Below are 22,186 nucleotides of genomic sequence, written 5' to 3' on the forward strand. Positions count from 1 at the left end.
ATGCTTTGACATTTTTTCTTGAAAAACGGCGATATTGGCGAAAACAATACAAATAGAACGACAAATCTGTGGATTTTGGGAGTTGAATTTCCAAAATCCATAAAATTATGTATATTATATACATGTTTAAGCGAGAACTGACCGAATCTCTGAAGGGCATGGCGCAGAAATACCCCGTCGTGACCCTTATTGGACCACGACAGTCCGGTAAAACGACGCTTGCTTGCCAGACGTTCCCGGAGTACCGCTATGTAAACCTGGAACAGACTAGCATGCGGCTGATGGCCAAGGAGGACCCTCGCGGTTTTTTGGTCTCCAACCCGCCGCCTCTGATTATCGACGAGGTGCAGCGTTGCCCGGAACTCCTGAGCGAAATCCAGGTTGTCAGCGACTCCCTGAACCGGAATGGAGCGTTCATCCTTACGGGGAGCCAGCAACTAACCTTGATGCAGGGAGTCTCACAGACTTTGGCGGGGCGAACTTCAATTCTTACGCTGCTTCCGCTTTCGTTGCGGGAACTGGCCTTTGCCGGAATCGAACAAAAAAGGGATGAATGCCTCTATTTTGGTGGCATGCCGAGGATATTCGATAGCCACATAGAACCCAACATCTATTATCGCGACTATTTCCGCACGTATGTGGAGCGGGATGTTCGTGACCTTATCCGCATCAGGGATTTTGACAGGTTTGATATTTTCGTGAAACTCCTGGCTGGGCGGGTAGGGCAGATTTTGAATACGTCTTCTCTTGCAGCCGACGTGGGTGTGTCGAACAAGACCATCGCCGAATGGATTTCCGTTTTGGAGATTTCAAATGTCGTTTTCAAGTTGAGACCGTGGTTCGGCAATGTGGGGAAGCGTTTGACCAAGTCGCCCAAGATTTATTTTACCGATACGGGGCTTGCGGCGAGGCTCTTGGGAATTGAAACCCCTGAGCAGGTGGCGCGAGACCCCCTGCATGGTAATTTGTTTGAAAATCTTGTTATTCTTGAAACTTTAAAATCTGCATGGAACCAGAACATGCCGACGGAGTTCTTTTATTTCCGTACAGAGTCCGGGACTGAATTGGATTTGCTGTTCAAGAGCGAAGGTTGCTGGAATGCGGTCGAGATAAAGTCTTCGTCGACAGTCAATACGGACTACTTCAAGAATTTTACGAAGGTCGCGTCGATTCCAGAATTTGAAAACATGAAAAAAATCCTTGTCTATTCCGGCGATAATATTGAGAGCTTCAAGGGGTGCCGTTGCGTAAATTACAAGGATGCCGGAAAAATCGTTGGCAGGTAGTAAGTTTTCTGTGATGAGTTTTACTTGATATGCCTATTTCCGCAAAAATCCGTATGCCTCTTGATATCGCGATGACAATCGCGACGTTCGTGCTGATGGGCGGCAATTACTTCTTTGAATCGACTGCTGTTCACGAGATTCTGGGCGTGGTGCTGCTTGTTCTGTGGGCGGTGCACATCACGCTGAACCGGCGATTTTTTCTTTCGCTGTTCAAGGGCCGCTACAATGCATTCCGCATCTTGCAGGCGGTCGTGAATTGCGAAATCCTTTTGTGCGCGATTTTCCTGATGGTGAGCGGAATCATGCTTTCGAACCATGTGTTCGCCTGGCTCGGGATTGAATCGGGCGCAAATTTTGCCCGCACGGCGCACCTGCTTGCAAGCCACTGGTATTACGTGTTCATGTCGCTCCACATCGGGCTGCATGTGAGCCTGATTGCAAACCGCTTGGGACTTGCGGGTGCGTTCAAGTCAAAGGCGGCGCTTATCGCAACCCGCGTGGTTGCAATTCTTGTGGCAGGCTACGGAATTTACGCTTTCGTTATTCGCGGGCTCTGGAAATACATGTTCCTGCAACAGCCCTTCTTCTTCTTTGATGCGGAACGTGGCTACGCCCTCTTTTTCGTGGACTATATCACCATTGTCGTGTTGTTTGCCGTCGCGGTGCATCTCTTTAATGCAATAATTTCAACCCGACAATCCCGGATAAGATAAGCAGAACGCAAATGGCTTTCGGGATAGAGAAATGCTCCTGAAATAGATAAACGCCCAGGGCGCGGTTCAAATTATGGAACAAAGATAGTTATTCCGCCAAAAAAATTCTATCTTATTCAGTGATGAGGTCCGTAAAAGAAAATATTTCTTCGATGATTGTGGTCGCGTTGTTCGCGATTCTTGCTGCCGTTGTCGAAGGTTCTTTTGTTTACGATTACGGAACCGAAATGGGGCGGGCTTCGGAATATGGCAAGGTCTCCGCCGACAATGTGCATGCCGAAAGTCCGCTGTTCCTGTTGCGGGAATCGACTGCCGAGGCCATGCAGTTTACACGCAGGTCGGGCCAGCAGGTGTCCTTGCGTGCATCGCGCGGCAACGGCCTTCAAGGGGACGGCGGACGCAGTTCGGCAACGTTCAAGCAGGCTACTCCATTTCCGACTAAGATCGCGCGGCCAACTGTTTGCGCCCAATGCGGCTTCCCTTTGCCGCTAGTTTATCAGAAATCAAAAGAGTATTACGTTTATACGCTAGAGCGAATGCTCTGTTAGCAAGTTCTTTCTCCAAGCCTTAAACACTAGTAAATGGCCGCGGCCCTTACCGGGTGCGCGATAACATTCATTTTAAAAAAGAGAAAGAACATGGAAAACATTTCCAAGATGGAGATGGCTAACGCCCTCTTCAACAAGCCCTATATCAAGACCGAAAAGAAGTTTTTCGGTTTCAAGACCAACGTCACCTACACCAAGACGAATTCGCCCGTTGTGGGAATATGCCTGGACTACAGCCCTACGGAGGGCCAAAAGGTCAAGGAAATTGTCGAGGCTTCTCCAAGCGCCCTGGATGCGGTCGTTCAAAAAAATGGCCGTCCTAAAACAAGCGACAATGGAAACTACCGCCTGAATCTCTGCTATTCGCAGGACCGCGAATTTGCGGCACTGCAATTGCAGCAGTTCTCGGGATTCGAGTACCATACCGTAGGTGAAATCCGTTTTGCCGAAGGCGACGAGGCGCATAAACTTCTCGCCGCTTTCGTGAAATAAACGGATATATCGTCAAAAAGGCTCCCCTCGGAAACGGGGGAACGCCCAATAAATGGCTAAATTTTAAAAATTATTTAGTAGGAAAATTATTTTTCTGCTAAATAATTTGTTATATTAGGGGTATGGAATTTCTAGATCGTGAAGAAGAATCGAAAAGGCTGAAGGTGGAACTCTCCCGGAAGGGGGCGTCTTTTGTCGTTGTCTATGGCCGTCGCAGGTTGGGCAAGTCCACCTTGTTAAAGCGAGTCTTGAAGGAAAACGATATCTATTTTATGGCGGACCGTTCGGAAGAATCCGCCCAGCGGCGTTTCCTGGCCATGGCGATTGCAGTCCGGTATGAGGGGTTCGATTCCGTTGCTTACCCCGACTGGGAGTCGCTTTTCAGGGCCTTCAACTACAGGTGCGCGAAGGGTTCTACGCTCTGCCTGGACGAGTTCCCGTATCTTGTGAAATCCTGCGAGATGTTGCCCTCTACGCTGCAGAAGTTGCTGGACGAAAAGTCCTTGAACTTCAACCTGGTGATTTGCGGCTCGTCGCAACAGATGATGTTCGATGTCGCCCTCGACGAAAAATCGCCATTGTATGGGCGTGCCCATGAAATTCTCCGGTTGAAGCCTATTCCGGTTTCTTACTTGCCTTCTGCGTTGAAAATTTCGGCAAAGGAGGCCGTTTCTGAATATGCCGTTTGGGGCGGAGTGCCCCGATATTGGGAATTGCGTGAACGGTATCGGAGTTTCATGTCGGCCCTGAGGGATTTGGCCCTCTCTCCCTTGGGCGTCCTTCACGACGAGCCTGTGCATATTTTGCGCGACGACATGCGCGACCTGGTGCAGGCGTCCACACTTCTAGGAATCATCGGGAACGGCGCGAACCGAATTTCGGAGATTGCGGCGCGTGCCGAAAAGAATGCGGCGACTTTGAGCGCCCCTTTAAAAAGGCTCGTGACCATGCAGCTTGTGGACCGGGAAATCCCTTTCGGTGAAAATCCAAAAAATAGCAAGCACGGCATTTACCACTTGTCCGACCCTTTCATCAATTTCTATTACCGGTTTATAAGTCCGTATCGCTCGCTGCTAGAACTGGGCCGTATTGATTACGTAGAAGAAATTGTCCAACAGCATTTCCCTGAATTTGAAGGTTTTTGCTGGGAACGCCTTTGCCGGCAGGCGGTTAGCGGGCAGGTTGTCGGTGGCGAGATGTTCAATGTGGCTTCCAGGTGGTGGGGCAATGTCGGCAAGTCAGAACGGATCGAAATCGATGTCGTTGCCGAAAGCATGGACAAGAAAACGCTACTTGTCGGGGAATGCAAATGGACGAATGGCGAAAATGCGGGGCGCCTGTTTGCCCATCTGAATGAGCAGGTCCAGAAATTGCCGTTCGTCCACAAGTATAAAAAAATCGTCCCGGTTCTTTTTTTGAAAGAAAGACCTCGCGACAAGACTGATGGAATAGTTTTTTTGCCGGAAGATGTCCTTAAAATTATTTAGTAGGAAAATTATTTTTCTGCTGAATAATTTATTTTGCCCAAATCTACCATAAAATGCCTACATTTGGCAAGTTATAACTCCTATATGTCCCAAGTTGAGTCATATAGAAAAATTTGACGGAAAATATCGAAAAAAGTTGTTTTTCTGCGTTATTCTGGACTTTTGTCTTGTTTCCTAAATTTTACAATGGGGGGGGGTATGGACTTTGGCAGGGGCATTACCTATATTTAACAAGATAAACTATAGACGGGGATGTTTTATGAAGAAGTCTTTCCAGCGTGTCATTGCGACCCTGAACTTGTTTCAGGGGAAGCAATCTCTAACCATCTTTATGTTGGCGGCATTCTTCGCCCTTTCCGCCTGTGACGACTCTTCGTCGGCTAGTTCCGACGAAACAGGTGTTTCCAGTTCGTCGGTAGAGTCATCTGATTCAGAAGAATCTTCGTCGTCTGTTGACAAAAAGTCGTCGGGAAACGAAACCAAAGACAAGTCATCTAGTAGTGACACTAAGTCGAGTAGTTCCACAAAAGAATCAAAAGTCTCTTCTGATTCCAAGAGTTCAAGTTCTGTGAAGTCAGATGATTCTTCTAGCAGCAAGAAGGATACGTCTAGTTCATCGGAGAACTCGTCTTCAAGCAAGAACCAAAGTAGTAGTTCTTCCGTGAAACAATCAAGTTCTAGTTCAAATGTTACTCAATCGTCAAGCAGTATTGTAAAAGGGGAGTACTTTAATCCCAGTCTCTCATATAGTGAGTTTGAAGATGATAGAGACCATCGTGTTTACAAGTATTTGACTATTACAGGGAAAAATCAAAGCGGCGAAACTGCTTCGGTTACTGTTATGGCAGAAAACTTGAATGTCGGTGAAATGATTGAAGGAAAGTTGAACCAGTCTAACGAATCTAAAATTGAAAAATACTGCTATAACAATGATACTGCGATTTGCTTGACTTATGGAGGGCTATATCAGTGGGCAGAGATGATGCAATTGCCGAGCCGTTGTAACACAGAAAGTTGTGCAGATTCGATTCACGAAAACCATCAGGGAATTTGCCCGAAGGGTTGGAGACTTTTAACATACGACGACTTTTATATTGTTGCACATGCTGATAAAAACAAGAATGGTGTTTCTGATGTTCGGGCAACATTCTTTGGTGGCTTGAATTATAGTGGATACACCTTGATTGGGGCTGGTTATAATTGGAACTATGAATTTAGAAATAAAGATGAGTCTGCTTATTGGCACTATCCGGAAGAAGGTCGTTCTAATGATAATAATATTGCTTCTTTTGTTGGACTTCAAACAAGAAGTTCGAAATCAAACAGTACGCAGGATACATACAAAACGCATGGATTCTCAGTCCGCTGCGTAAAGGTTGACTAACGAATTCATAATAAGGGTGATATATGGCCAAGAAAAAATACGATCGCGGAATGAACAATTTCAAAATCGAACAGTTCGAACCCCGCATGATGATGAATGCGGATGTTGTTTTAGATGACTTTGGGGACAATATATCCAATGTTTCAACTACAGTTGAAAGTGCCCTGAATGAAGTTGATGATTTGCGGTTGTCTGGACTTGGCTTGAATGAGTCTCTTGATTCTGCTTCTGCATATTTTTCTGGTGTCGGCTCAAATATACGGTCTTTGGTATATACGGCATTCGAGAACTATAGAGATGCATTGCCCGATGGGACAACATCTGTCCCCTTGGCTGCACTTGTTTCTGGATTGAACACGAATCTCCCAGATCAGTTACCGTCAAATATTGGAAATCCCGTTTTTAGTGCCCCAAATAATGATACACTCAAGCTAGATTTTGATGCCCTTGCCGCCTAGCGGGATAATTCCACACTTCACACTACACATTGCTTCTGCCTGTTGATTCTGGGTAAAAAAATTTATATATTGACGGTATGGCGCAGCCTTTGTCGAAAATCAGCATCCTTGAACCCCTTTGCTGGGATTCAAGCGTGAGTGCCGAGACGCTCCTTCCCCTGGTGGACGGGACGGTGTCTTCGGTTGGGGGCATCTCCCGTGAAGCCCTGTTCCTGCGTTCGCTGGAGCGGGTGCCGTGGCACAACCTGGTAGTGCTGTGGGGCGGGGCGGAAAACTGTGCAAAACTTTATACGGAAAAGGTCCGAAGGGGGCTTCGCAATGGCGACTTCAGACAAAAATACGATTTCGCTTTCGGAATTCTACGAGGAGAACCTGTACAGGCTCCAAGATGGGGTTCTGAATATTGTGAAAAACTGCGGCACACCTTTGTATCTGACCGGTGGAACCGCGCTTAGCAGGGCGTATTACCGCCACCGCTATTCAGACGACCTGGATTTCTTTGTCAACAACGATAATTCCTTCAATCAGTATGTCGACGCCGTTCTAGATGGTCTTCGAAAGGCCGGCTATGACTGGAGTGTCGAAACGGGATTTGTCAAGTCTCCCGATTTCAGGACCCTTGTCTTAAGACATCCCGATTTCCAGATGGGGCTGAAACTCGATTTCGTAAACGATGTCGCCGCACACTATGGCGAGATAACCGAAACGGACCTGTTCTACAGGACGGATTCTGTCAGGAATATTCTTTCGAATAAGGTGACCGCGATTTTCAGGATGTCGGCAAAGGACATTGTGGATATCCATCGGATATGCCTGAACGAAAAATTCGAATGGCGGGAAGTCTTTGAAGAAGTCAGGGAAAAGGAACTGGGCGTAGAACCATTAGATGTTTCGCAGGTCATGCAGGGAATAACGCAGGCTGCGTTTGAGAGTATCAAGTGGAAATGCGGATTGACCTTTGCCGAGTTCAAGCGGGACATCGATATGATTGCCGCTGACATGCTTTGCCTGAAAGACAACGGCTTGAACGACAGGAGTATGAGATGAAAACGATAAAGAAACTCGGCTTGGTGAGCGCTGTAGCTTTTGCAATGCTCGCATTCTCGGCTTGCGATGACTCTTCGTCGGCTAGTCCCGATGAAACAAGTGTTTCCAGTTCGTCTGTAGAGTCGTCTGATTCGAGTGTCACCCTGAGCGGAGCGTCAGCGGAGTCGAATGGGTCTAGTGACGCAAATATGGAAAAAGACAAGTCTTCCAGTAGTGTCAAGGGTTCCGAGCCCGCCGAAGTGTCCAGTAGTTCCACAAAAGAAACAAAGAACTCGTCCGACTCCAAGAGTTCCAGTTCTGTGAAGTCCGATGACTCATCCAGCAGCAACAAGGACAACTCTAGTTCATCGGTGAGCTCGTCTTCAAGCAAGAACCAAAGTAGTAGTTCTTCCGTGAAACAATCAAGTTCTAGTTCAAATGTTACTCAATCGTCAAGCAGCATTGTAAAAGGGGAGTACTTTAATCCAAGTCTCTCATATAGTGAGTTTGAAGATGATAGAGACCATCGTGTTTACAAGTATTTGACTATTACAGGGAAAAATCAAAGCGGCGAAACTGCTTCGGTTACCGTTATGGCAGAAAACTTGAATGTCGGTGAAATGATTGAAGGAAAGTTGAACCAGTCTAACGAATCTAAAATTGAAAAATACTGCTATAACAATGATACTGCGATTTGCTTGACTTATGGAGGGCTATATCAGTGGGCAGAGATGATGCAATTGCCGAGCCGTTGTAATACAGAAAGTTGTGCAGATTCGATTCACGAAAACCATCAGGGAATTTGCCCGAAGCGTTGGAGACTTTTAACATATGATGATATGTATATAATTGTTCATGCGGACAAAAATAAGAATGGGGTTTCTGATATAAGAGCAACATTCTTTGGTGGTTTGAATTATAGTGGCTATACATTGATTGGTGCGGGGTATCTTTGGAATTACAATTTTAAAAATTTAGATGAAACAACATATTGGTTCTATCCAGAAGAAGGATCTTTGGATAAACCATCTGCTTTGACAGGCTCCCAAAGTAGAAGCACGACGAGTGGCTTTGGAGGACATACACAGAGTGCGTATAAGACACATGGATTTTCAGTCAGGTGTGTAAAAGTAGACTAACGGTTCTGTTAAAAAGGGTGATATATGGCCAAGAAAAAATACGATCGCGGAATGAACAATTTCAAAATCGAACAACTCGAACCCCGTCTGATGATGGATTTTGCGGTATAAATTCTACATTCCATATTTCACATTGCTTGGTTTGTGGGTGGTGAAAATTTTTACAGGAGATAATGGTATGAAGTGTGTCAAGGGTCTTGGTTTCTTGTGGGTGGCGGTGCTCGCGGCAATCTTCGCCCTTTCCGCCTGCGACGACTCTTCGTCGGCTAGTTCCGACGAAACCGGTACTTCCAGTTCATCGGTAGTAACTTCTGATTTGGATGACTCTTCATCGTCTGTTGACAAAAAGTCTTCGGGTAATGAAACTTCTGAAAAAGACAAGTCTTCAAGTAGTGAGAATATGTCTAGTAGTTCCGCGAAAGAAACAAAGGACTCGTCCGACTCCAAGAGTTCAAGTTCTGTGAAGTCGGGTGAATCTTCTAGCAGTAAGAAGGACAACTCTAGTTCGTCGGTTAACTCGTCATCAAGCAATAAGCAAAGTAGTAGTTCCGTAAAGTCTTCCAGTTCTTCCGTGAAACAATCATCTTCGTCAGTAGCTTCAAGTAGTAGCGAATATGTGCCGTTTGATCATTCCCAGACACTTGGAAGTATAGGGCAAGAGGGCGTTTATAAGACATTTACTGATTCGCGCAACGGACGCAGTTACTATTACATGGAGTTCAAGGGTGTAAACAGGCAAGGCGACTCGGCGACGGTCACTGCCATGGCTGAGAACTTGAATATTGGAGAGATGGTCGCCGGCGACAAGGACCAGGCTGACGATTCGAAGGTAGAACGCTATTGTTATGACAACGACACCATCAACTGTGACCGCTATGGCGGTCTCTACCAGTGGGCGGAGATGATGAAATTGCCCAGCGAATGCAATACCAAGAGCTGTGCCGACAGTATAAAGCCAAACCACCAAGGTATCTGCCCCGACGACTGGCGCCTGCTCACCTACGATGATTTTGTTGTCATTCTCAATTCCAACGGCAACAACCATGGCATCGAGGGAGTCCGTTCCACCTTCGGCTTCGGCGGTTACAACACCACTGGGTATAGCCTTGTGGGCGCTGGCTTGAGACGTCCAACGGGAGAATTCAAAGATTGCCTTGGAAAAGAAACGTATTGGTATTACCCAGGCGAAATCCTTGTAGATGGTGAAATGTTTGTTTTGGGCTCCAATACGGGTTATAGAGACAATTCAATTTACGGCCCCTCGAATTTTAATTACACAAAACTTGAAGGACGTTCCGTCCGTTGTGTTAAGTCAAAATAAAATTTATAAGTAAGATTACAAAATGAACATGAAAAAAATAAAGAAATCTGTCAAGCAGTCCACCAAGAACAACTACCGTATTGAGGCTCTTGAACCTCGTCTGATGATGGATTTTGCAGTATAAATTCCACATTCCACACTACACACTTCACATTTCACATTGCTTCTGCGTTAGGGGGCGTCGCACCGCCACGCGGTGGCGAGACTTGCCGTGGACCCTATCGCTCCGCTCCAGGGTGACAGAGCGGCAAGGCTCGATGAGCCGAGCGTGCTCGGCGAGCAGCACCCGACCCGGCCCCTTCGACGCTGGGAGATCCCCGCCTTCGCGGGGATGACAAGTTGGGGCCGGGGAACGCCCAATAGTGGGCTATACTTACTTTTACTGCTTTAGGTTATTTACTTGTTCTCGCCGAAGAATCCGTGTTCCGAATGCTGAGACCACATTTCGAACATTGTCAAGTAGTTGTTCTGGATGTATTTCTGGATGGTCAGAAGATCCTTGTCGGAAAGAGAGCCGCGTTTCTGGACAACGGTGTCGCCGTTTGATTTGATGAAAAGTTTTGCGGAGCCTGATTCAGTCAATTTTGAGTCGCTCGCGTGTGCGTGGATGCATTTTGGCGATAATCATGTCGGCCTTGTCGGCGATTTCATTAAGCTGTTGCTCGGACATTGTCCACCTCGACAGATGTTATCGGTTGCAAGAAAATTTTCGGGTCGATGTAAAGGTCTTCAAGGATAGGGACCAGGTCGATATAGTCCTCGACGAGTTTGTCCTTGTTCTGGCTATATACGGCATCGACCACCAGGTAGCCGTTGTCCCATTCCTTCACCTTTGCAATCTTGACAAGGCTATACGGCCCCTTGAACCGTATAGTCCGCCCGTTAAAGGAGAAGGTTATGTAACATCCGTCATTTGACAGGATTGCCTTAGAATTGACCATGTCCACAATATACATTATTCTGTCGCCAAAGGCAACCTGGGCTGGCTCGGTTTTACAGGGGGAACGCCCAAGGAAAAAACAGGCTTTCAAAAAAAGCCCTATTCGTCAGACAAGTTTGGCCAATCAGAACCCCTTTTCCGCAACGACATTCTTTTGCTTCTGCTGCAAGATGATGTCGAAAGCCTTGGCGAAGAATTCCGCTTCTTCTGCCGATGCCGCGCTTTCGATAACATCGGCTGTTTCCGAAAGACCGATGTGCTTGCATTCTTCGTAAAGTTCATGCATTCTTTTCGCTTGCTGAGTCATATCATAAATATACAAACATTTTTGAAAAAAAATACTTTGAATTATCAACCCACATCCCACACTACACATTTCACACCCGCTTCTGCGTTAGGGGGCGTCGCACCGCCATTGCGGTGGCGAGACGCGCAAGCGGCTCGATGAGCCGACCCCGGATCAGGTCCGGGGTGACGAGAGGCGAGCAGCACCCGACCCGGCCCCAGGCCGGGGAACGCCCATAAGAAAACAGATTTAGGTTATTGTCCTTATATTCCCGAATATATGAAATGGGGTGTTTGCTTTTTTGTGCAAAGAAAGGTATATTTTAGAAGAGGATTTCGATGGAACGCTTGAAGATTTATTTGGACAACTGTTGCTATAATCGTCCTTACGACGACCAGTCTCAACTAAAGGTCAGTTTAGAGGCTCAGGCTAAATTGGAAATCCAACAGCAGATTCGTAATGGGGTGTTCGATTTGGTCACGTCGTATATTCTTGTTGCCGAAAATGCAGCCAACCGATTTGAGTCGAAAAGGAACGATATCCAGGATTTTATAGATACTTACACGCATACGTATGTGAGTGAAAATGTTGATGGACAAGTAAAGTCTCTCGCAAAGGAAATTACGGCGACTGGCGTTAAATTGATGGATGCGTGTCATGTGGCAAGTTCAATTATAGCAGAATGTGATTATTTTTTGACGACCGACAAGCGCTTACTTAAATATCAAACCGATAAAATCAAAATCCTTAATCCCATGACTTTCATTCTTGAAGTGGAGGAAAACCATGAGCCCTAGTTCTGTCGATGTCATTGAAAAAGGAATGCGTTGCCTAAGTGAAAACATGGGTGCAATGGAGACCGAACTCTTTATAGCAACCCTGTTGCGAGAGCGCTTTGATTATACAAAGTGGCGTTCTTCTTTGGTGGACAACGTCAAGACATTTGATGATTTGGACAAGTTTGTCCAGTCTTCCCGTGGCGTGATGAAATTTTCGGGAAATCCGAAAGTAGTCTTGTAAGAGATTTCTTTATTAATGCTGGTTTCGTTCTGTCCGTTGCGTCAAGGACTCTGAGTAACCCGCTGACGGATTTTCAATTTCACATCCCACACCCCACACTCCACACTCCACACCCGCGTCTGCGTTAGGGGGCGTCGCACCGCCACGCGGTGGCGAGACGCGCAAGCGGCTCGATGAGCCGACCCCGGATCAGGTCCGGGGTGACGAGAGGCGAGCAGCACCCGACCCGGCCCCTGTGATGTGAACCCCAAAAATTGGACAATTAAAATTTAGGATAAAACTCCGTTATGAGTTCGGTATTGAACCGGACTCATTCCATTTAAGCGAAGCTTTATCCGATCATTGTTATAGTATTCGATGTATTTTTTTAATTCCCGCTTGAAATGACCTATATCACGAAATGTATTCGGATAGAGAAATTCAGTTTTCATTATTCCAAAGAAGTTCTCCATCATGGCGTTATCAAGACAATTTCCTTTACGACTCATACTTTGAATAATTCCATGCTCTCGTAATGATTTCTGGTATTTTACATGTTGATAATGCCACCCTTGGTCGGAATGTAGAATTAGCCCTTTCCATTTACGTTTTAAGGAGTACGCCTTGTCAAGCATATTCATAACCATCTTGAGATCCGGATGGTTGGAAATCGTGTAGCAGATTATCTCGCCATTGTACATATCTAGTATGGGCGATAAATAGCATTTGTTCACGCCAATATTTATCTGTGTCACATCGGTTGTCCACTTCCTGTCGGGAGCCTTTGGGTTGAAGTTGCGATTGAGCCTATTCGGCGCAGTTTTCCCAATTTCGCCCTTGTACGAACGGTACTTGCAGCGTTTACGGATGTTTTTCAGATTTTCTTCTCTCATAATTCTGCAAATAGTCTTGTGGTTGATCGTGTAGCCCTCATTTCTGAGTTGCGCGTCTATCCTGCGGTAGCCGTAACGTCCCTTGTTTGCCGCATGAACAGACCTGATTCGGATACGTTCTTCCGCATAGCGGTCCGGTTTTCTACGGAGGTTATAGTAGTATGTAGAACGCGATAGTCCGCTGGCCTTCAGAAGATACTTGAGAGCATATTCATTTGTTAATTCCCGGACGATTTCGGCCCTATACCGAACATCCCGGCATCTTCTTGGTCTAGGGCCTTCAATTTTTTTAAGTAGGCGTTCTCCGCTTTCAAGTATTCATTTTCTTCTTTAAGTCGATCGATTTCACTTTTCCCTTTTGAAATCCTTGACGTGCTTTTTGACATTTTTCGGGGTCTTCCTCTTGGTTTTATTGCAAGCAGTTCGTCGTATCCTCCATGACGAAACCTGCGAACCCAGTCCATTAGTGATTTTCTGCTAATACCATATTTTGCGGTTACTTCATAATATGGCTGCGATTTAACAACGATGGCTTCTACGGCTTTCTGCTTCAATGCATTCGATGCACGGAATGTACATTTTTTCGGCTCTACTAGTCGCCCCAAAATCTCAAATTCGCGACACTTGTGACATATGTCGCGAACATCAAACGACACTTTTCTGGATATTTCTTTTGGAGTAAGACCTTCTTTATATAGGTCAATGACCTTTTGCCATTCTAATAGTTTATCGTTCATGAGAACCTCATAGTTGTGTCCAATTTTTGGGGTTCACATCACCCTGGCCGGGGAACGCCCAATAGTGGGCTAAACTTGCTTTGCGGCTAAAGTCTCGTTCAGGCTGCCGCTGCGGAAACCCTGCAGGTCTAGCGAGATGTAGGTAAATCCTATTTTCTTGAAGGCTGCGAGAATCTGGTCGCGCTTTTCTAGAACCTTGTCGAAATCTTCGGGCAACACCTCGATGCGTGCGAGGTTGCCGTGCAGGCGCACGCGGAACTGCTTGAAGCCCAGTTCAAAAAGCAGTTGCTCCGCATTTGATATCATAGAAAGCTTTTCCCGGGAAATGAGTTCTCCATAAGGGATGCGGCTTGCGAGGCAGGCGAAGGAAGGCTTGTCCCACGTGGGTAAATCCAGTTGGTGCGAAAGTTCGCGGATGTCTGCTTTTGTGAGTCCGCATTCCAGGAGGGGGCTCCTGATGCCTAGTTCCTGGAGGGCGCGCATTCCGGGGCGGTAATCGTGAATGTCGTCGGCATTGCTGCCTTCGCAGACAGTTGAAAATCCTGCGGCCTTTGCGCGTTCTGTAATTTTCGAAAACAGGTTGTGCTTGCAGAAGTAGCAACGTTCCCTGGAGTTTTCGGCAAAGCCTTCTACCTGCATTTCGTCAACTTCTATCAGCTGCTGCGGGATTCCGTGCAACTTGCAGAACTCTCGGGAAAATGCGATTTCGCGCTCGGGGACCATTCCCGCCTGGACTGTGTAGGCGACCATGTTGCTGCCCAGTGCGTCGTGGGCGACTTTTGCTAGGAATGTGGAATCTACGCCGGCAGAAAATGCGATGGCGACGCGGTCCATTTCGCGCAAGAGGTTTTTCAGTTTTTCAAACTTTTGTTTTAAACTTTCCATGTAAAGTAAAATACAAAATTGCGGCTTGACAATTCATTTTTAGAGCAGTTTCTTCTCGACCGCTTTCTGGATTTCGCGGATGGGAACGCCCGCCTTGTCGGCGCATGCTTTCAGGTCGTCAAATTCGGGTTTGATTTTTTCGATGTCGCCCAGAAGGGACTTCTTGACGCGAATCTTGCCAAATTCCGTTTCGACTTCGAAGGTGCTGCGGGCCATGCAGGTGCGTTCTACGGGGAAACGGCGCACGCCGACGGTCGATGTATGCAGGAAAATGGCTTTCTCTACGGCGGCCAAGTGCTCGCTGTCGGCGAGGGCGCACAGAAGAGTGCCCATGCGGTTCTTTTTCATGTAGCAGGGGATAAAATGGACATCGCGGGCACCCGCCTCGAAGAGTTTGTCCATGGCGTAGCCCAGTTCTTCGGGAGTGGAATCGTCGATGTTTGCTTCAATCTGAAAAACGCTGCAATCTGCGGGGGTGCAGCCTGTGGTAGTGGATGTTGCGTCGCCGCATTTGTCGCTTGCGCTGTCCTCGATGATTTGTGCCCGCAAGAAGTTCGCACGCCCGAAATCGCGCTTGCCGAGACCCACGCCCGATTTTAAAATCTTGTAGCTTGCGGGGAGGCGTTCGCTTGTCCGGAGGGCAGCCACGATGCCCGCTCCCGTTGGGGTGACCATTTCGCCCTTCGTTTCGGTGATGTGAAGCGCGATACCCGCCGCTTCTGCAATGTGCGCTACCGCAGGCACGGGAATCGGTAATTGACCATGTTGCGTTTCCACAAAGCCAGAGCCCTCGTTGAGCCCAGTGACAATGCATTTCTCTATGCCAAGGTCATCTGCAAGGACGGCGACCGCCAAGATGTCGACGATGGAATCGACGGCACCCACTTCGTGGAAATGGACTTCTTCTACGGGCACGCCGTGTGCCTTCGCCTCGGCTTCGGCGATGATGCGAAAAATCTTTTTTGCGGTTTCAAGGGCGCGGGGAGTGACTGCCCCTGCATTTGCGGCGCGATCCAGAATCTCGTAAACCTCGGACAAGTGCCGATGTTCGTGATGATGGTGCCCGTGCTCATGGTGATGATGATGCTCTACATACCCTTCTTCGTGAGAATGCACGTGGTCAGCATCGTGACCGTGAACATGCACCGCAAAAGAAAGCCCCGCAATGCTGTAACTCTTTGAATTTTCCACATGGACGTGGACGCCTTCTAGGCCGAGCCCCGCAATCGCTGCGTCCAGTTTTTCGCGTGATGCGCCAAGTCCAAGAAGCGCAGCAACCGTCATATCGCCGCTGATACCGCAAGATCCATCAAGATAGAGATATTTCATCATTTCACCTTCAACATTCTAAATGCGGCGATGGCCGCCCCGAAACCGTTATCGATATTTACCACCGTCACGCCCTCGGCGCAGGTGTTGAGCATGGTGAGCAGTGCGCTGATCCCGCCGAAGGATGCCCCGTACCCGACCGACGTGGGCACGGCAACCACGGGCGCTTTCACGAGTCCGGCAATCACGCCGGGGAGCGCTCCTTCCATTCCGGCGACGGCGATAACCACCGAGGCCTTGCGGATGTCCTCTACCTTTGAAAGTAGACGGTGCAGCCCCGCAATCCCTACGTCGTATTGGCGCACGACTTTCACGCCGTTAAATTCCAGAGTCTTGGCGGCTTCTTCGGCGATAGGCAGGTCCGCCGTTCCTGCGCAACAAACAGCCACCGACCCGAGTTTTGCAACCGTTTGCGATGCCTTGCCGCCGGAACGCCCGCGCTTCTGCCTGGCAGGCGTTTCATCTGCCAGTGAAATCGTCCGGGAAAGTTCGTCGTAGCAGATTTTCTCGCCTGCATTTGCGATGAATTCCGCCTGTTCCTTGCTGCACTTTGTTCCGAGCACGCGGCAGCCTTTGTCCCGGAACTTTCTAAGAATTTTCAGGAGCTGTTCAGACGTCTTGCCTGCGCAATAAACGGCCTCGCTGGTGCCTGTGCGCGATTCGCGGCTCACGTCCAGCTTGGCAAAACCGAGGTCTTCAAAGGAATCTTTTGAGACAAACTTTTTCATACTTCTAATATATCACTTAGAGTTGACTCTAAGGCAAATAATTTTTTCTAAAAATCAATAAGGTTTCCACTTGTCGGCGTCTTTTTCTGCGCCGACCTGGAACTTGGAAGAAGGTGCTGCAAAATCGATGTCATCGGTCTGCGCAGGTTCCGATTCCGTCGCGGTCGAATCTCGTGGCGCGATGTTCGGGGCGTTTTCGGGGTGGACTTCTTTCAAGGCACGCCCCTTGTAACGCCTGGCCGCAAGGAGACCCGCTTCGAAGAGCAGGTACGTCGGGACTCCGAGCAACAATTGGCTAACAACATCGGGGGGAGTGAGGAGGGCCGCTAGCACAAGGATTGCCACCACCACGTAGGGGCGCTTGCTGCAGACGGTTTCGTAACTCACGATGCCCGCACGGATAAGCGCGTAGGTCACTAGCGGGAACTGGAACATGCATCCGAACGCGAGCGAAAGCCAGAGCGCGAGTGTTACCAGGTTAGAGACGCCGAATACGGGTTGCAGGGTGGTACTTGCAAAGCTCATGCCGAACTGTACAATCAGCGGGAAGCATACGACAAGGCAGAAGGCGACGCCTGCGATAAAGAGCCCGCTGGTCATGGCCACGATGGAGCGGATGAATCGCTTTTCGTTGTCGTATAGGGCGGGGAGCACGAACTGCCACATGTTCCAGGCGATGTAGGGCGAAAACAGCACGCAGTCCAGCAGTGCAGAAATCTTGAGCTGCAGCAGGAACACTTCCATCGGGGAAAAGTAATGGAGCGTGACGCCGCCCTGCAGGGCAATTTGCTTACAGAACCAGTCCAGAACGTAGGGCGAAACAAGGAACAGGGGCACGATGCCGATGGCAAGGGCGACAATAGAACGCAAAAGCGCCCGACGGAGCGCTTCCAAATGCGAAATCAGCGTAGCCTCTTGATCCTGTTTGGAGGACATCAGCCTTTCTTTTCTTCTGCCTCGGCGGCTTTTTCCACCGTCTTCTGCAGGTCTTCAGCTTCTTCCTTCAGGGCGTCTTTCGCCTTCTTGTACTCGTTCTGGGCCTTGCCCAGGGAACGTGCAAGTTCAGGAATGCGCTTTGCCCCGAACAGGAGAAGCACCACGACCACAATCAGGATTATTTCTGGAATTCCAAGGGACATATTTTACCTGCCTTTTCTTAGAAATATAACATAATCCGCGACGGTGACGAGAATTTATCTACGGTGCCGTCGCGAACTAGGCTACAGTTCGATAATCCTGTATTTGCGGTTACCCATCTTCAGCTTTTCCATGGCGGGCAGCTGGTGCAGGCCCTCGCGGGTCTCGATGCGTTCCTTGAGGTCGTGAAGTTCCTTGGGCGGGAGCTTGTAAACCATGTCAACGCTGGCCTGGTCCACCGCCACGATGTCTGTGGAGGCGAGAATGCCGATGTCGCGGCACTTGGGTTCCGCTGCAGAAAGCCCTGCACAGTCGCAATCTACGGACATGCGACGTAGCACGTTGATAAAGCAGATGTGCCCCTTGAAAAAGTCGCAGGTTGCTTTTGCGGAATCGGCCATGGTTTCCATGAACAGGGCTCCGCTGGTTTTCCAGCCTGCCGTGCCGCCCGCTTCCATCTTGGTGGGGCCGCCCTTCACGTATTCGTGAATCATCTTCTTGCCCAGGCGTCCGCCCGCGCAACCGATAGCGATGTTCTTCATGGAGCCGCCGTAACCGCCCATGGCGTGGCCCTTGAAGTGGGTCAGCACGATCATGGAATCGTAATTCTTGATATGTGCGCCCATGGACATTTCCTTGAAAATGAGGCCGTCCTTTACGGGGAGCATCACTTCGCCGTCTTCGTCCATGATATCCACGTCGCAGAAGGTCCAGCCGTTCACCTTGAGGGTTTCGCGGTGCTGTTCGGTAGTATATCGGTCGCCTTCGTACCAGGTGTTGGTCTCCACAATCTTGGAGTTGGGCACCTGCGCCTGGAATTCCTTTACCCATTCGCGAGGCAGGATATTGGGGCCGTTCTTTTCGCCGGTGTGGAGCTTGATGGCCACGCGTCCGGTGATGCCCTCGTTGATTTTCTTGTACAACTTGATGAGGCCTGCGGCACTCAGGTCCTTGGTGAAATAGACGTTGGAAACGTCCTTTCCGGGTTCCTTCTGTTCCATGGATTTCCCTTTCGCGAAAGCGGGTGTGAATACGGCGGAAGCGAGTGCTGCTGCGCCTGCGGTTTTTAAAAAGTCTCTTCTGTCCATAGTTTACCTTGAGCCTGTCATTCTGGAGAACCGAAGGTTCGATAGAATCCAGGCAGTTGCTTATTTAGTGGTTGGTGTGGACCTCGGCCTTGGCGAGGGATTGGGCCTTGTACTTGCGTGCGATAATCATCACCGCCCATACGGACGTGATAAATGCCGACATGGCAACGCCTACCGTTGACATTTCCCGCACCATCTCGGAAACACCTTCGGGGCTTGTGGCTGCGGTAAAGAAGGGATAACTCCACATGAGTTCTCCGTTCATGACATGGTCGATAATCAGGACGCCGGTCACGAGCCAGAGCATACGGGCAAGCAGGCGCAGGCTTTTATAGAAGGGCTGCGGAGCGCCGGAAACAGCGGCTTCCAGGTTCCTGGATTCACTTTTGGACTTGTCGGTCTGTTGCAACACGAGGGTTGCGATGGTGGTGACGACCGCTTCGGCCATGGGCACGACAAAACAGCACATAAAATCTCCTTTTGAATAAGTTCTATAAGAAATATAATACTTAGAGTTTACTCTAGGTGTTGAGTTTTTGTGAAAAAAGTTGAAAAATTTTATTTAGAGTTTGCTCTAACTCTATCATTTGGGCGAAAATATTTATATTTTGTAAATATGAGTTACTCCATAGGTGATGTCGTCAAGAAGACTGGGCTTTCGGCCCATACCCTGCGTTACTACGAAAAAGAGGGCCTGCTTCCCTTTGTCAAGAAGAATGCCTCGGGTGTGCGGGCCTACAGCGACGAAGACCTTCGCTGGCTTACCATGATCGAATGCCTCAAGGATTCGGGACTGCAAATCAAGGAGATTCGCCAGTACATCGAGTGGTTCAACGAGGGCGATTCTACGCTTGCCCAAAGACTTTCCCTTTTTGAAAACCGCCGCAAGATTCTTGAAAAGGAAATGGCCCGCCTTACAGTGGTCATGAACAAGATTCGCTTTAAGGAACTCCTGTATCGGGAAGCCGTTCGGGTGGGGAACCTGGACATCGCCACCAACGAAAGGCGTTTCATGCAGCTGAAGAAAAAGTTGTTCGAGTCCCCGGACGATTTTGACAAGTAGAATTTTAATAAAGAAACATTTTTTATAACAAAGGAATTTATCATGAAGGTCGTTTTATTCAATGGAAGCCGTCGCGAAAAGGGCTGCACCTACACGGCGCTGAGCCTCGTGGCCGGCGAACTCAAGGCCGCTGGCATCGAGACGGAAATTTTCTTTGTGGGTGGCCGCGTGCTGAAGGGAGAAACCGACGCCGTGGTTCACGAAGCCAAGGAAATCCTTAAAACGGCCGACGCCGTCGTCTACGGCTCTCCGGTGTATTACGCATCCCCGAGTGGCGAGATGCTGATGTTCCTGGACAGGCTTTACGGCATTGCCGAAGCGGAACTGCTCTTTAAGCCTGCCGCAACGGTTGCCTCTGCCCGCCGTGCCGGCACTACCGCAACGCTCGACGCCCTGAACAAGTACCCCACCTTTGCGCAACAGCCCCTGGTGACATCTCGCTATTGGAACATGGTTCACGGTTCCAGCCCGGAAGATGTGCTGAAGGATGAGGAAGGCGTGCAGGTGATGAAGGAACTGGGCCGCAACATGGCGTGGATCCTGAAGAGCATCGAAGCGGGCAAGAAGGCGGGTGTCGTGCAGCCCGTTGCCGAAAAGAAAATCTTCACGAACTTTATACGATAGAGGGAAGATTCGCTTGCGTTTTAGAAAGAATAAAAAACTCATGATTACGGCGATTATCTTATCTGTACTTTTTATTTTGGGAGATGTGGGCGTGTTGTTCTTATCGCAGGCGAGCTTCGGCCATATTCCACAAGGCAAGCGCCTTGAACGTATCAAGCAGTCGCCGAATTACGACGGAAAGCAGTTCGTGAACGAGGTAGAAACCGTCACCATGACGGGCGACAGGAGCGTGTTTGCCGTATGGAAGGATTTCCTGTTCGGAGACAAGAGTCAGACCGTTCCCGATACCGCATTGAACGTGTTCAAGACGGACTTGAAGTCGCTACCGCAGGACCGCGATTGGATTGTATGGTTCGGACACTCTTCGTACCTGCTTAATTTGTCAGGAAAGAAGGTGCTGGTGGACCCGGTTTTCTATCAGGGTTCGCCGGTGAGTTTCGTGAACAAGATGTTCAAGGGAACGGACATCTACAAGCCTGCCGACATGCCGGATATTGACTACCTGGTGATTACGCATGACCACTGGGATCATCTGGATTACCAGGTGGTTACGGAACTGGAACCCCGCGTAAAGCGCGTGGTGACTGGCCTCGGCGTGGGCGAGCATTTTGAATACTGGGGCTACCCGGTGGAAAAACTCGTAGAACTCGACTGGTGGGAATCTGTTGACCTGGGCGAAGGATTTTATGTGACAGCGACTCCGGCAAGGCATTTTTCGGGTCGTGATTTGCACCAGAACAAGACTCTGTGGGCTTCTTTTGCGTTCAAGTCTCCTAAGCGCACCGTTTGGATTGGCGGCGATACGGGTTATGGCCCGCACTTCGAGAAAATCGGAAAGAAATTCACCGATATCGATTTGGCGATTCTTGAAAACGGGCAGTATAACAAGGACTGGTCGCTTATCCACACCATGCCGGAATACCTGGGCAAGGAAATGGTGGAACTCGGCGCGAACCGCTACATGACCGTTCACCATTCCAAGTTCTGCCTGAGCAAACATTCGTACACGGAACCGCTGGAAAATGCGAAACGCGCCGCCCAGGAATCGGGCAAGCCCGTGCTTATGCAGCAAATGGGTGAGGTCGTGTACCTGGAGTAAATTACAACTCGTGATAATACGGGCAGATGTTTTCGTAATGCCCGTCTTTCATTCGAAAACCTTTCGGAATGGTTCCGAGCTGGACAAATCCGAGGCGTTCGTACAGGTGCCGCGCGTGCGTGTTGCTTTCGACGACGGCATTAAACTGCAATACTCCGAAGCCGTGCTTCTTAGCTTGTTCGAGACAGTCCTTCACCAGCTTTTCGCCGATGTGCTTGCCCCTGGATTCCGAAGCGACCGCGTAGCTCGCATTTGAAATGTGGCCGCAACGGCCCACGTTATTCGGGTGAAGAATGTATAGCCCGAAAATCTTGCCGCCCTCGACCGCAACAGCGCAATAAGTCTGTGCGGCAAAGAACTGCTTGCCGGTTTCGGGAGTGAGCAAGTCCTCTTGCGGGAAGGCGATGCCGTCTTCGACCACCTCGTTCCAGATGCGGATCATTGCCGCAAGGTCCGCTTCGTTGTACTGCCTGATAACCATAAAATAAATATAGTTATTCATGGGACACAATTCTGCACTGATT

At 48.9% G+C, this 22,186-nt stretch carries 30 protein-coding genes; 17 read left to right on the forward strand and 13 right to left on the reverse strand.

Features of this window, described 5'->3' with window-relative positions:
* Nucleotides 1-122 precede the first annotated feature (122 nt).
* The 12 genes from B4A77_RS05375 (at nucleotide 123) to B4A77_RS05425 (ending at nucleotide 9,978) form a co-directional block, all read left to right on the forward strand.
* Nucleotides 123-1,286 carry an ATP-binding protein gene (locus B4A77_RS05375; RefSeq protein WP_290738976.1) on the forward strand — a complete coding sequence of 388 codons (1,164 nt, stop codon included), beginning with the start codon at nucleotides 123-125 and terminating at the stop codon, nucleotides 1,284-1,286.
* A 29-nt stretch (nucleotides 1,287-1,315) separates the two neighbouring features.
* Nucleotides 1,316-1,999: a DUF4405 domain-containing protein gene (locus B4A77_RS05380; RefSeq protein WP_290738979.1), complete on the forward strand. Its 684-nt coding sequence runs from the start codon at nucleotides 1,316-1,318 to the stop codon at nucleotides 1,997-1,999.
* Nucleotides 2,000-2,121: 122 nt separating this feature from the next.
* The gene (locus B4A77_RS05385) at nucleotides 2,122-2,547 is read left to right on the forward strand and encodes a hypothetical protein (protein WP_290738982.1); all 426 of its coding nucleotides are present in this window, start codon (nucleotides 2,122-2,124) and stop codon (nucleotides 2,545-2,547) included.
* 90 nt (nucleotides 2,548-2,637) lie between these two features.
* Nucleotides 2,638-3,039 (forward strand): hypothetical protein, encoded by a 402-nt coding sequence (locus B4A77_RS05390; RefSeq protein WP_290738985.1) that lies wholly within the window; start codon nucleotides 2,638-2,640, stop codon nucleotides 3,037-3,039.
* A 122-nt stretch (nucleotides 3,040-3,161) separates the two neighbouring features.
* Nucleotides 3,162-4,526 carry an ATP-binding protein gene (locus B4A77_RS05395; protein WP_290738989.1) on the forward strand — a complete coding sequence of 455 codons (1,365 nt, stop codon included), beginning with the start codon at nucleotides 3,162-3,164 and terminating at the stop codon, nucleotides 4,524-4,526.
* Nucleotides 4,527-4,785: 259 nt separating this feature from the next.
* Complete coding sequence (locus tag B4A77_RS05400; protein WP_290738992.1) at nucleotides 4,786-5,910, forward strand: FISUMP domain-containing protein; 1,125 nt, start codon at nucleotides 4,786-4,788, stop codon at nucleotides 5,908-5,910.
* A gap of 23 nt (nucleotides 5,911-5,933) precedes the next feature.
* Entirely contained in the window at nucleotides 5,934-6,368 is a 435-nt protein-coding gene (locus tag B4A77_RS05405; protein ID WP_290738995.1) for an LEPR-XLL domain-containing protein, read from the forward strand.
* A 318-nt stretch (nucleotides 6,369-6,686) separates the two neighbouring features.
* Nucleotides 6,687-7,415: a nucleotidyl transferase AbiEii/AbiGii toxin family protein gene (locus B4A77_RS05410; RefSeq protein ID WP_173319812.1), complete on the forward strand. Its 729-nt coding sequence runs from the start codon at nucleotides 6,687-6,689 to the stop codon at nucleotides 7,413-7,415.
* Nucleotides 7,412-8,533: an FISUMP domain-containing protein gene (locus tag B4A77_RS05415; RefSeq protein ID WP_290739000.1), complete on the forward strand. Its 1,122-nt coding sequence runs from the start codon at nucleotides 7,412-7,414 to the stop codon at nucleotides 8,531-8,533. Before B4A77_RS05410 ends, B4A77_RS05415 begins: the two co-directional genes overlap by 4 nt.
* Nucleotides 8,534-8,584: 51 nt before the next feature.
* Nucleotides 8,585-8,644, forward strand: a complete 60-nt coding sequence (locus B4A77_RS12880; RefSeq protein WP_414654929.1) for an LEPR-XLL domain-containing protein — start codon at nucleotides 8,585-8,587, stop codon at nucleotides 8,642-8,644.
* A gap of 67 nt (nucleotides 8,645-8,711) precedes the next feature.
* Complete coding sequence (locus tag B4A77_RS05420; RefSeq protein ID WP_290739003.1) at nucleotides 8,712-9,854, forward strand: FISUMP domain-containing protein; 1,143 nt, start codon at nucleotides 8,712-8,714, stop codon at nucleotides 9,852-9,854.
* Between the two features lie 28 nt (nucleotides 9,855-9,882).
* Complete coding sequence (locus B4A77_RS05425; RefSeq protein WP_290739006.1) at nucleotides 9,883-9,978, forward strand: LEPR-XLL domain-containing protein; 96 nt, start codon at nucleotides 9,883-9,885, stop codon at nucleotides 9,976-9,978.
* A gap of 272 nt (nucleotides 9,979-10,250) precedes the next feature.
* On the opposite strand, the gene B4A77_RS05430 is transcribed toward B4A77_RS05425, so the two are convergent.
* From B4A77_RS05430 to B4A77_RS05440, 3 genes are all read right to left on the reverse strand, one after another.
* On the reverse strand, nucleotides 10,251-10,436 hold the full coding sequence (locus tag B4A77_RS05430) for a hypothetical protein (RefSeq protein WP_290739009.1): 186 nt from the start codon (nucleotides 10,434-10,436) through the stop codon (nucleotides 10,251-10,253).
* A 68-nt stretch (nucleotides 10,437-10,504) separates the two neighbouring features.
* Nucleotides 10,505-10,795, reverse strand: a complete 291-nt coding sequence (locus B4A77_RS05435; protein ID WP_290739011.1) for a DUF7724 family protein — start codon at nucleotides 10,793-10,795, stop codon at nucleotides 10,505-10,507.
* 123 nt (nucleotides 10,796-10,918) lie between these two features.
* On the reverse strand, nucleotides 10,919-11,101 hold the full coding sequence (locus B4A77_RS05440) for a hypothetical protein (RefSeq protein ID WP_290739013.1): 183 nt from the start codon (nucleotides 11,099-11,101) through the stop codon (nucleotides 10,919-10,921).
* 317 nt (nucleotides 11,102-11,418) lie between these two features.
* Between B4A77_RS05440 and B4A77_RS05445 the strand changes: the two genes are divergently transcribed.
* Together B4A77_RS05445 and B4A77_RS05450 are read left to right on the forward strand one after the other, a co-directional pair.
* Complete coding sequence (locus B4A77_RS05445) at nucleotides 11,419-11,877, forward strand: type II toxin-antitoxin system VapC family toxin (RefSeq protein ID WP_073054798.1); 459 nt, start codon at nucleotides 11,419-11,421, stop codon at nucleotides 11,875-11,877.
* Nucleotides 11,867-12,100 (forward strand): hypothetical protein, encoded by a 234-nt coding sequence (locus B4A77_RS05450; protein ID WP_073054800.1) that lies wholly within the window; start codon nucleotides 11,867-11,869, stop codon nucleotides 12,098-12,100. Before B4A77_RS05445 ends, B4A77_RS05450 begins: the two co-directional genes overlap by 11 nt.
* A gap of 269 nt (nucleotides 12,101-12,369) precedes the next feature.
* On the opposite strand, the gene B4A77_RS05455 is transcribed toward B4A77_RS05450, so the two are convergent.
* From B4A77_RS05455 to B4A77_RS05495, 9 genes are all read right to left on the reverse strand, one after another.
* Nucleotides 12,370-13,290: an IS3 family transposase gene (locus B4A77_RS05455; RefSeq protein WP_349678380.1), complete on the reverse strand. Its 921-nt coding sequence runs from the start codon at nucleotides 13,288-13,290 to the stop codon at nucleotides 12,370-12,372.
* Complete coding sequence (locus tag B4A77_RS05460; protein WP_290739015.1) at nucleotides 13,191-13,709, reverse strand: helix-turn-helix domain-containing protein; 519 nt, start codon at nucleotides 13,707-13,709, stop codon at nucleotides 13,191-13,193. Before B4A77_RS05460 ends, B4A77_RS05455 begins: the two co-directional genes overlap by 100 nt.
* 69 nt (nucleotides 13,710-13,778) lie before the next feature.
* The gene (larE, locus tag B4A77_RS05465) at nucleotides 13,779-14,594 is read right to left on the reverse strand and encodes an ATP-dependent sacrificial sulfur transferase LarE (RefSeq protein ID WP_290739017.1); all 816 of its coding nucleotides are present in this window, start codon (nucleotides 14,592-14,594) and stop codon (nucleotides 13,779-13,781) included.
* A gap of 39 nt (nucleotides 14,595-14,633) precedes the next feature.
* Nucleotides 14,634-15,926 carry a nickel pincer cofactor biosynthesis protein LarC gene (gene larC, locus B4A77_RS05470; RefSeq protein WP_290739019.1) on the reverse strand — a complete coding sequence of 431 codons (1,293 nt, stop codon included), beginning with the start codon at nucleotides 15,924-15,926 and terminating at the stop codon, nucleotides 14,634-14,636.
* Nucleotides 15,923-16,651, reverse strand: coding sequence for a nickel pincer cofactor biosynthesis protein LarB (gene larB / locus B4A77_RS05475; RefSeq protein WP_290739021.1), 729 nt, complete (start codon nucleotides 16,649-16,651; stop codon nucleotides 15,923-15,925). Before larB ends, larC begins: the two co-directional genes overlap by 4 nt.
* A gap of 54 nt (nucleotides 16,652-16,705) precedes the next feature.
* Nucleotides 16,706-17,587 carry a twin-arginine translocase subunit TatC gene (gene tatC, locus B4A77_RS05480; protein WP_290739023.1) on the reverse strand — a complete coding sequence of 294 codons (882 nt, stop codon included), beginning with the start codon at nucleotides 17,585-17,587 and terminating at the stop codon, nucleotides 16,706-16,708.
* On the reverse strand, nucleotides 17,587-17,790 hold the full coding sequence (gene tatA, locus B4A77_RS05485; RefSeq protein ID WP_073054810.1) for a twin-arginine translocase TatA/TatE family subunit: 204 nt from the start codon (nucleotides 17,788-17,790) through the stop codon (nucleotides 17,587-17,589). The genes tatC and tatA overlap by 1 nt, the downstream gene beginning before the upstream one ends.
* A gap of 81 nt (nucleotides 17,791-17,871) precedes the next feature.
* A complete protein-coding gene (locus B4A77_RS05490) occupies nucleotides 17,872-18,876 on the reverse strand; it encodes a DUF362 domain-containing protein (protein WP_073116308.1) in 1,005 nt (334 codons plus the stop codon).
* Nucleotides 18,877-18,940: 64 nt separating this feature from the next.
* A complete protein-coding gene (locus tag B4A77_RS05495) occupies nucleotides 18,941-19,345 on the reverse strand; it encodes a hypothetical protein (RefSeq protein ID WP_139259032.1) in 405 nt (134 codons plus the stop codon).
* A 147-nt stretch (nucleotides 19,346-19,492) separates the two neighbouring features.
* On the opposite strand from B4A77_RS05495, the gene B4A77_RS05500 reads away from it, so the two are divergent.
* Genes B4A77_RS05500 through B4A77_RS05510 form a run of 3 tightly spaced genes read left to right on the forward strand, consistent with a single transcriptional unit; the run spans nucleotide 19,493 to nucleotide 21,662 of the window.
* The gene (locus B4A77_RS05500) at nucleotides 19,493-19,939 is read left to right on the forward strand and encodes a MerR family transcriptional regulator (RefSeq protein WP_290739033.1); all 447 of its coding nucleotides are present in this window, start codon (nucleotides 19,493-19,495) and stop codon (nucleotides 19,937-19,939) included.
* A 42-nt stretch (nucleotides 19,940-19,981) separates the two neighbouring features.
* Nucleotides 19,982-20,563: a flavodoxin family protein gene (locus B4A77_RS05505; RefSeq protein ID WP_290739036.1), complete on the forward strand. Its 582-nt coding sequence runs from the start codon at nucleotides 19,982-19,984 to the stop codon at nucleotides 20,561-20,563.
* Nucleotides 20,564-20,603: 40 nt separating this feature from the next.
* Nucleotides 20,604-21,662, forward strand: a complete 1,059-nt coding sequence (locus B4A77_RS05510; RefSeq protein WP_349678381.1) for an MBL fold metallo-hydrolase — start codon at nucleotides 20,604-20,606, stop codon at nucleotides 21,660-21,662.
* Nucleotide 21,663: 1 nt separating this feature from the next.
* Here the strand turns inward: B4A77_RS05510 and B4A77_RS05515 are convergent, their stop codons facing one another.
* On the reverse strand, nucleotides 21,664-22,143 hold the full coding sequence (locus tag B4A77_RS05515; RefSeq protein WP_290739042.1) for a GNAT family N-acetyltransferase: 480 nt from the start codon (nucleotides 22,141-22,143) through the stop codon (nucleotides 21,664-21,666).
* Between the last annotated feature and the right edge of the window lie 43 nt (nucleotides 22,144-22,186).

Origin of the sequence: Fibrobacter sp. UBA3718 (genome assembly GCF_002371935.1) — a bacterium.
Classification (GTDB): Bacteria; Fibrobacterota; Fibrobacteria; order Fibrobacterales; family Fibrobacteraceae; genus Fibrobacter.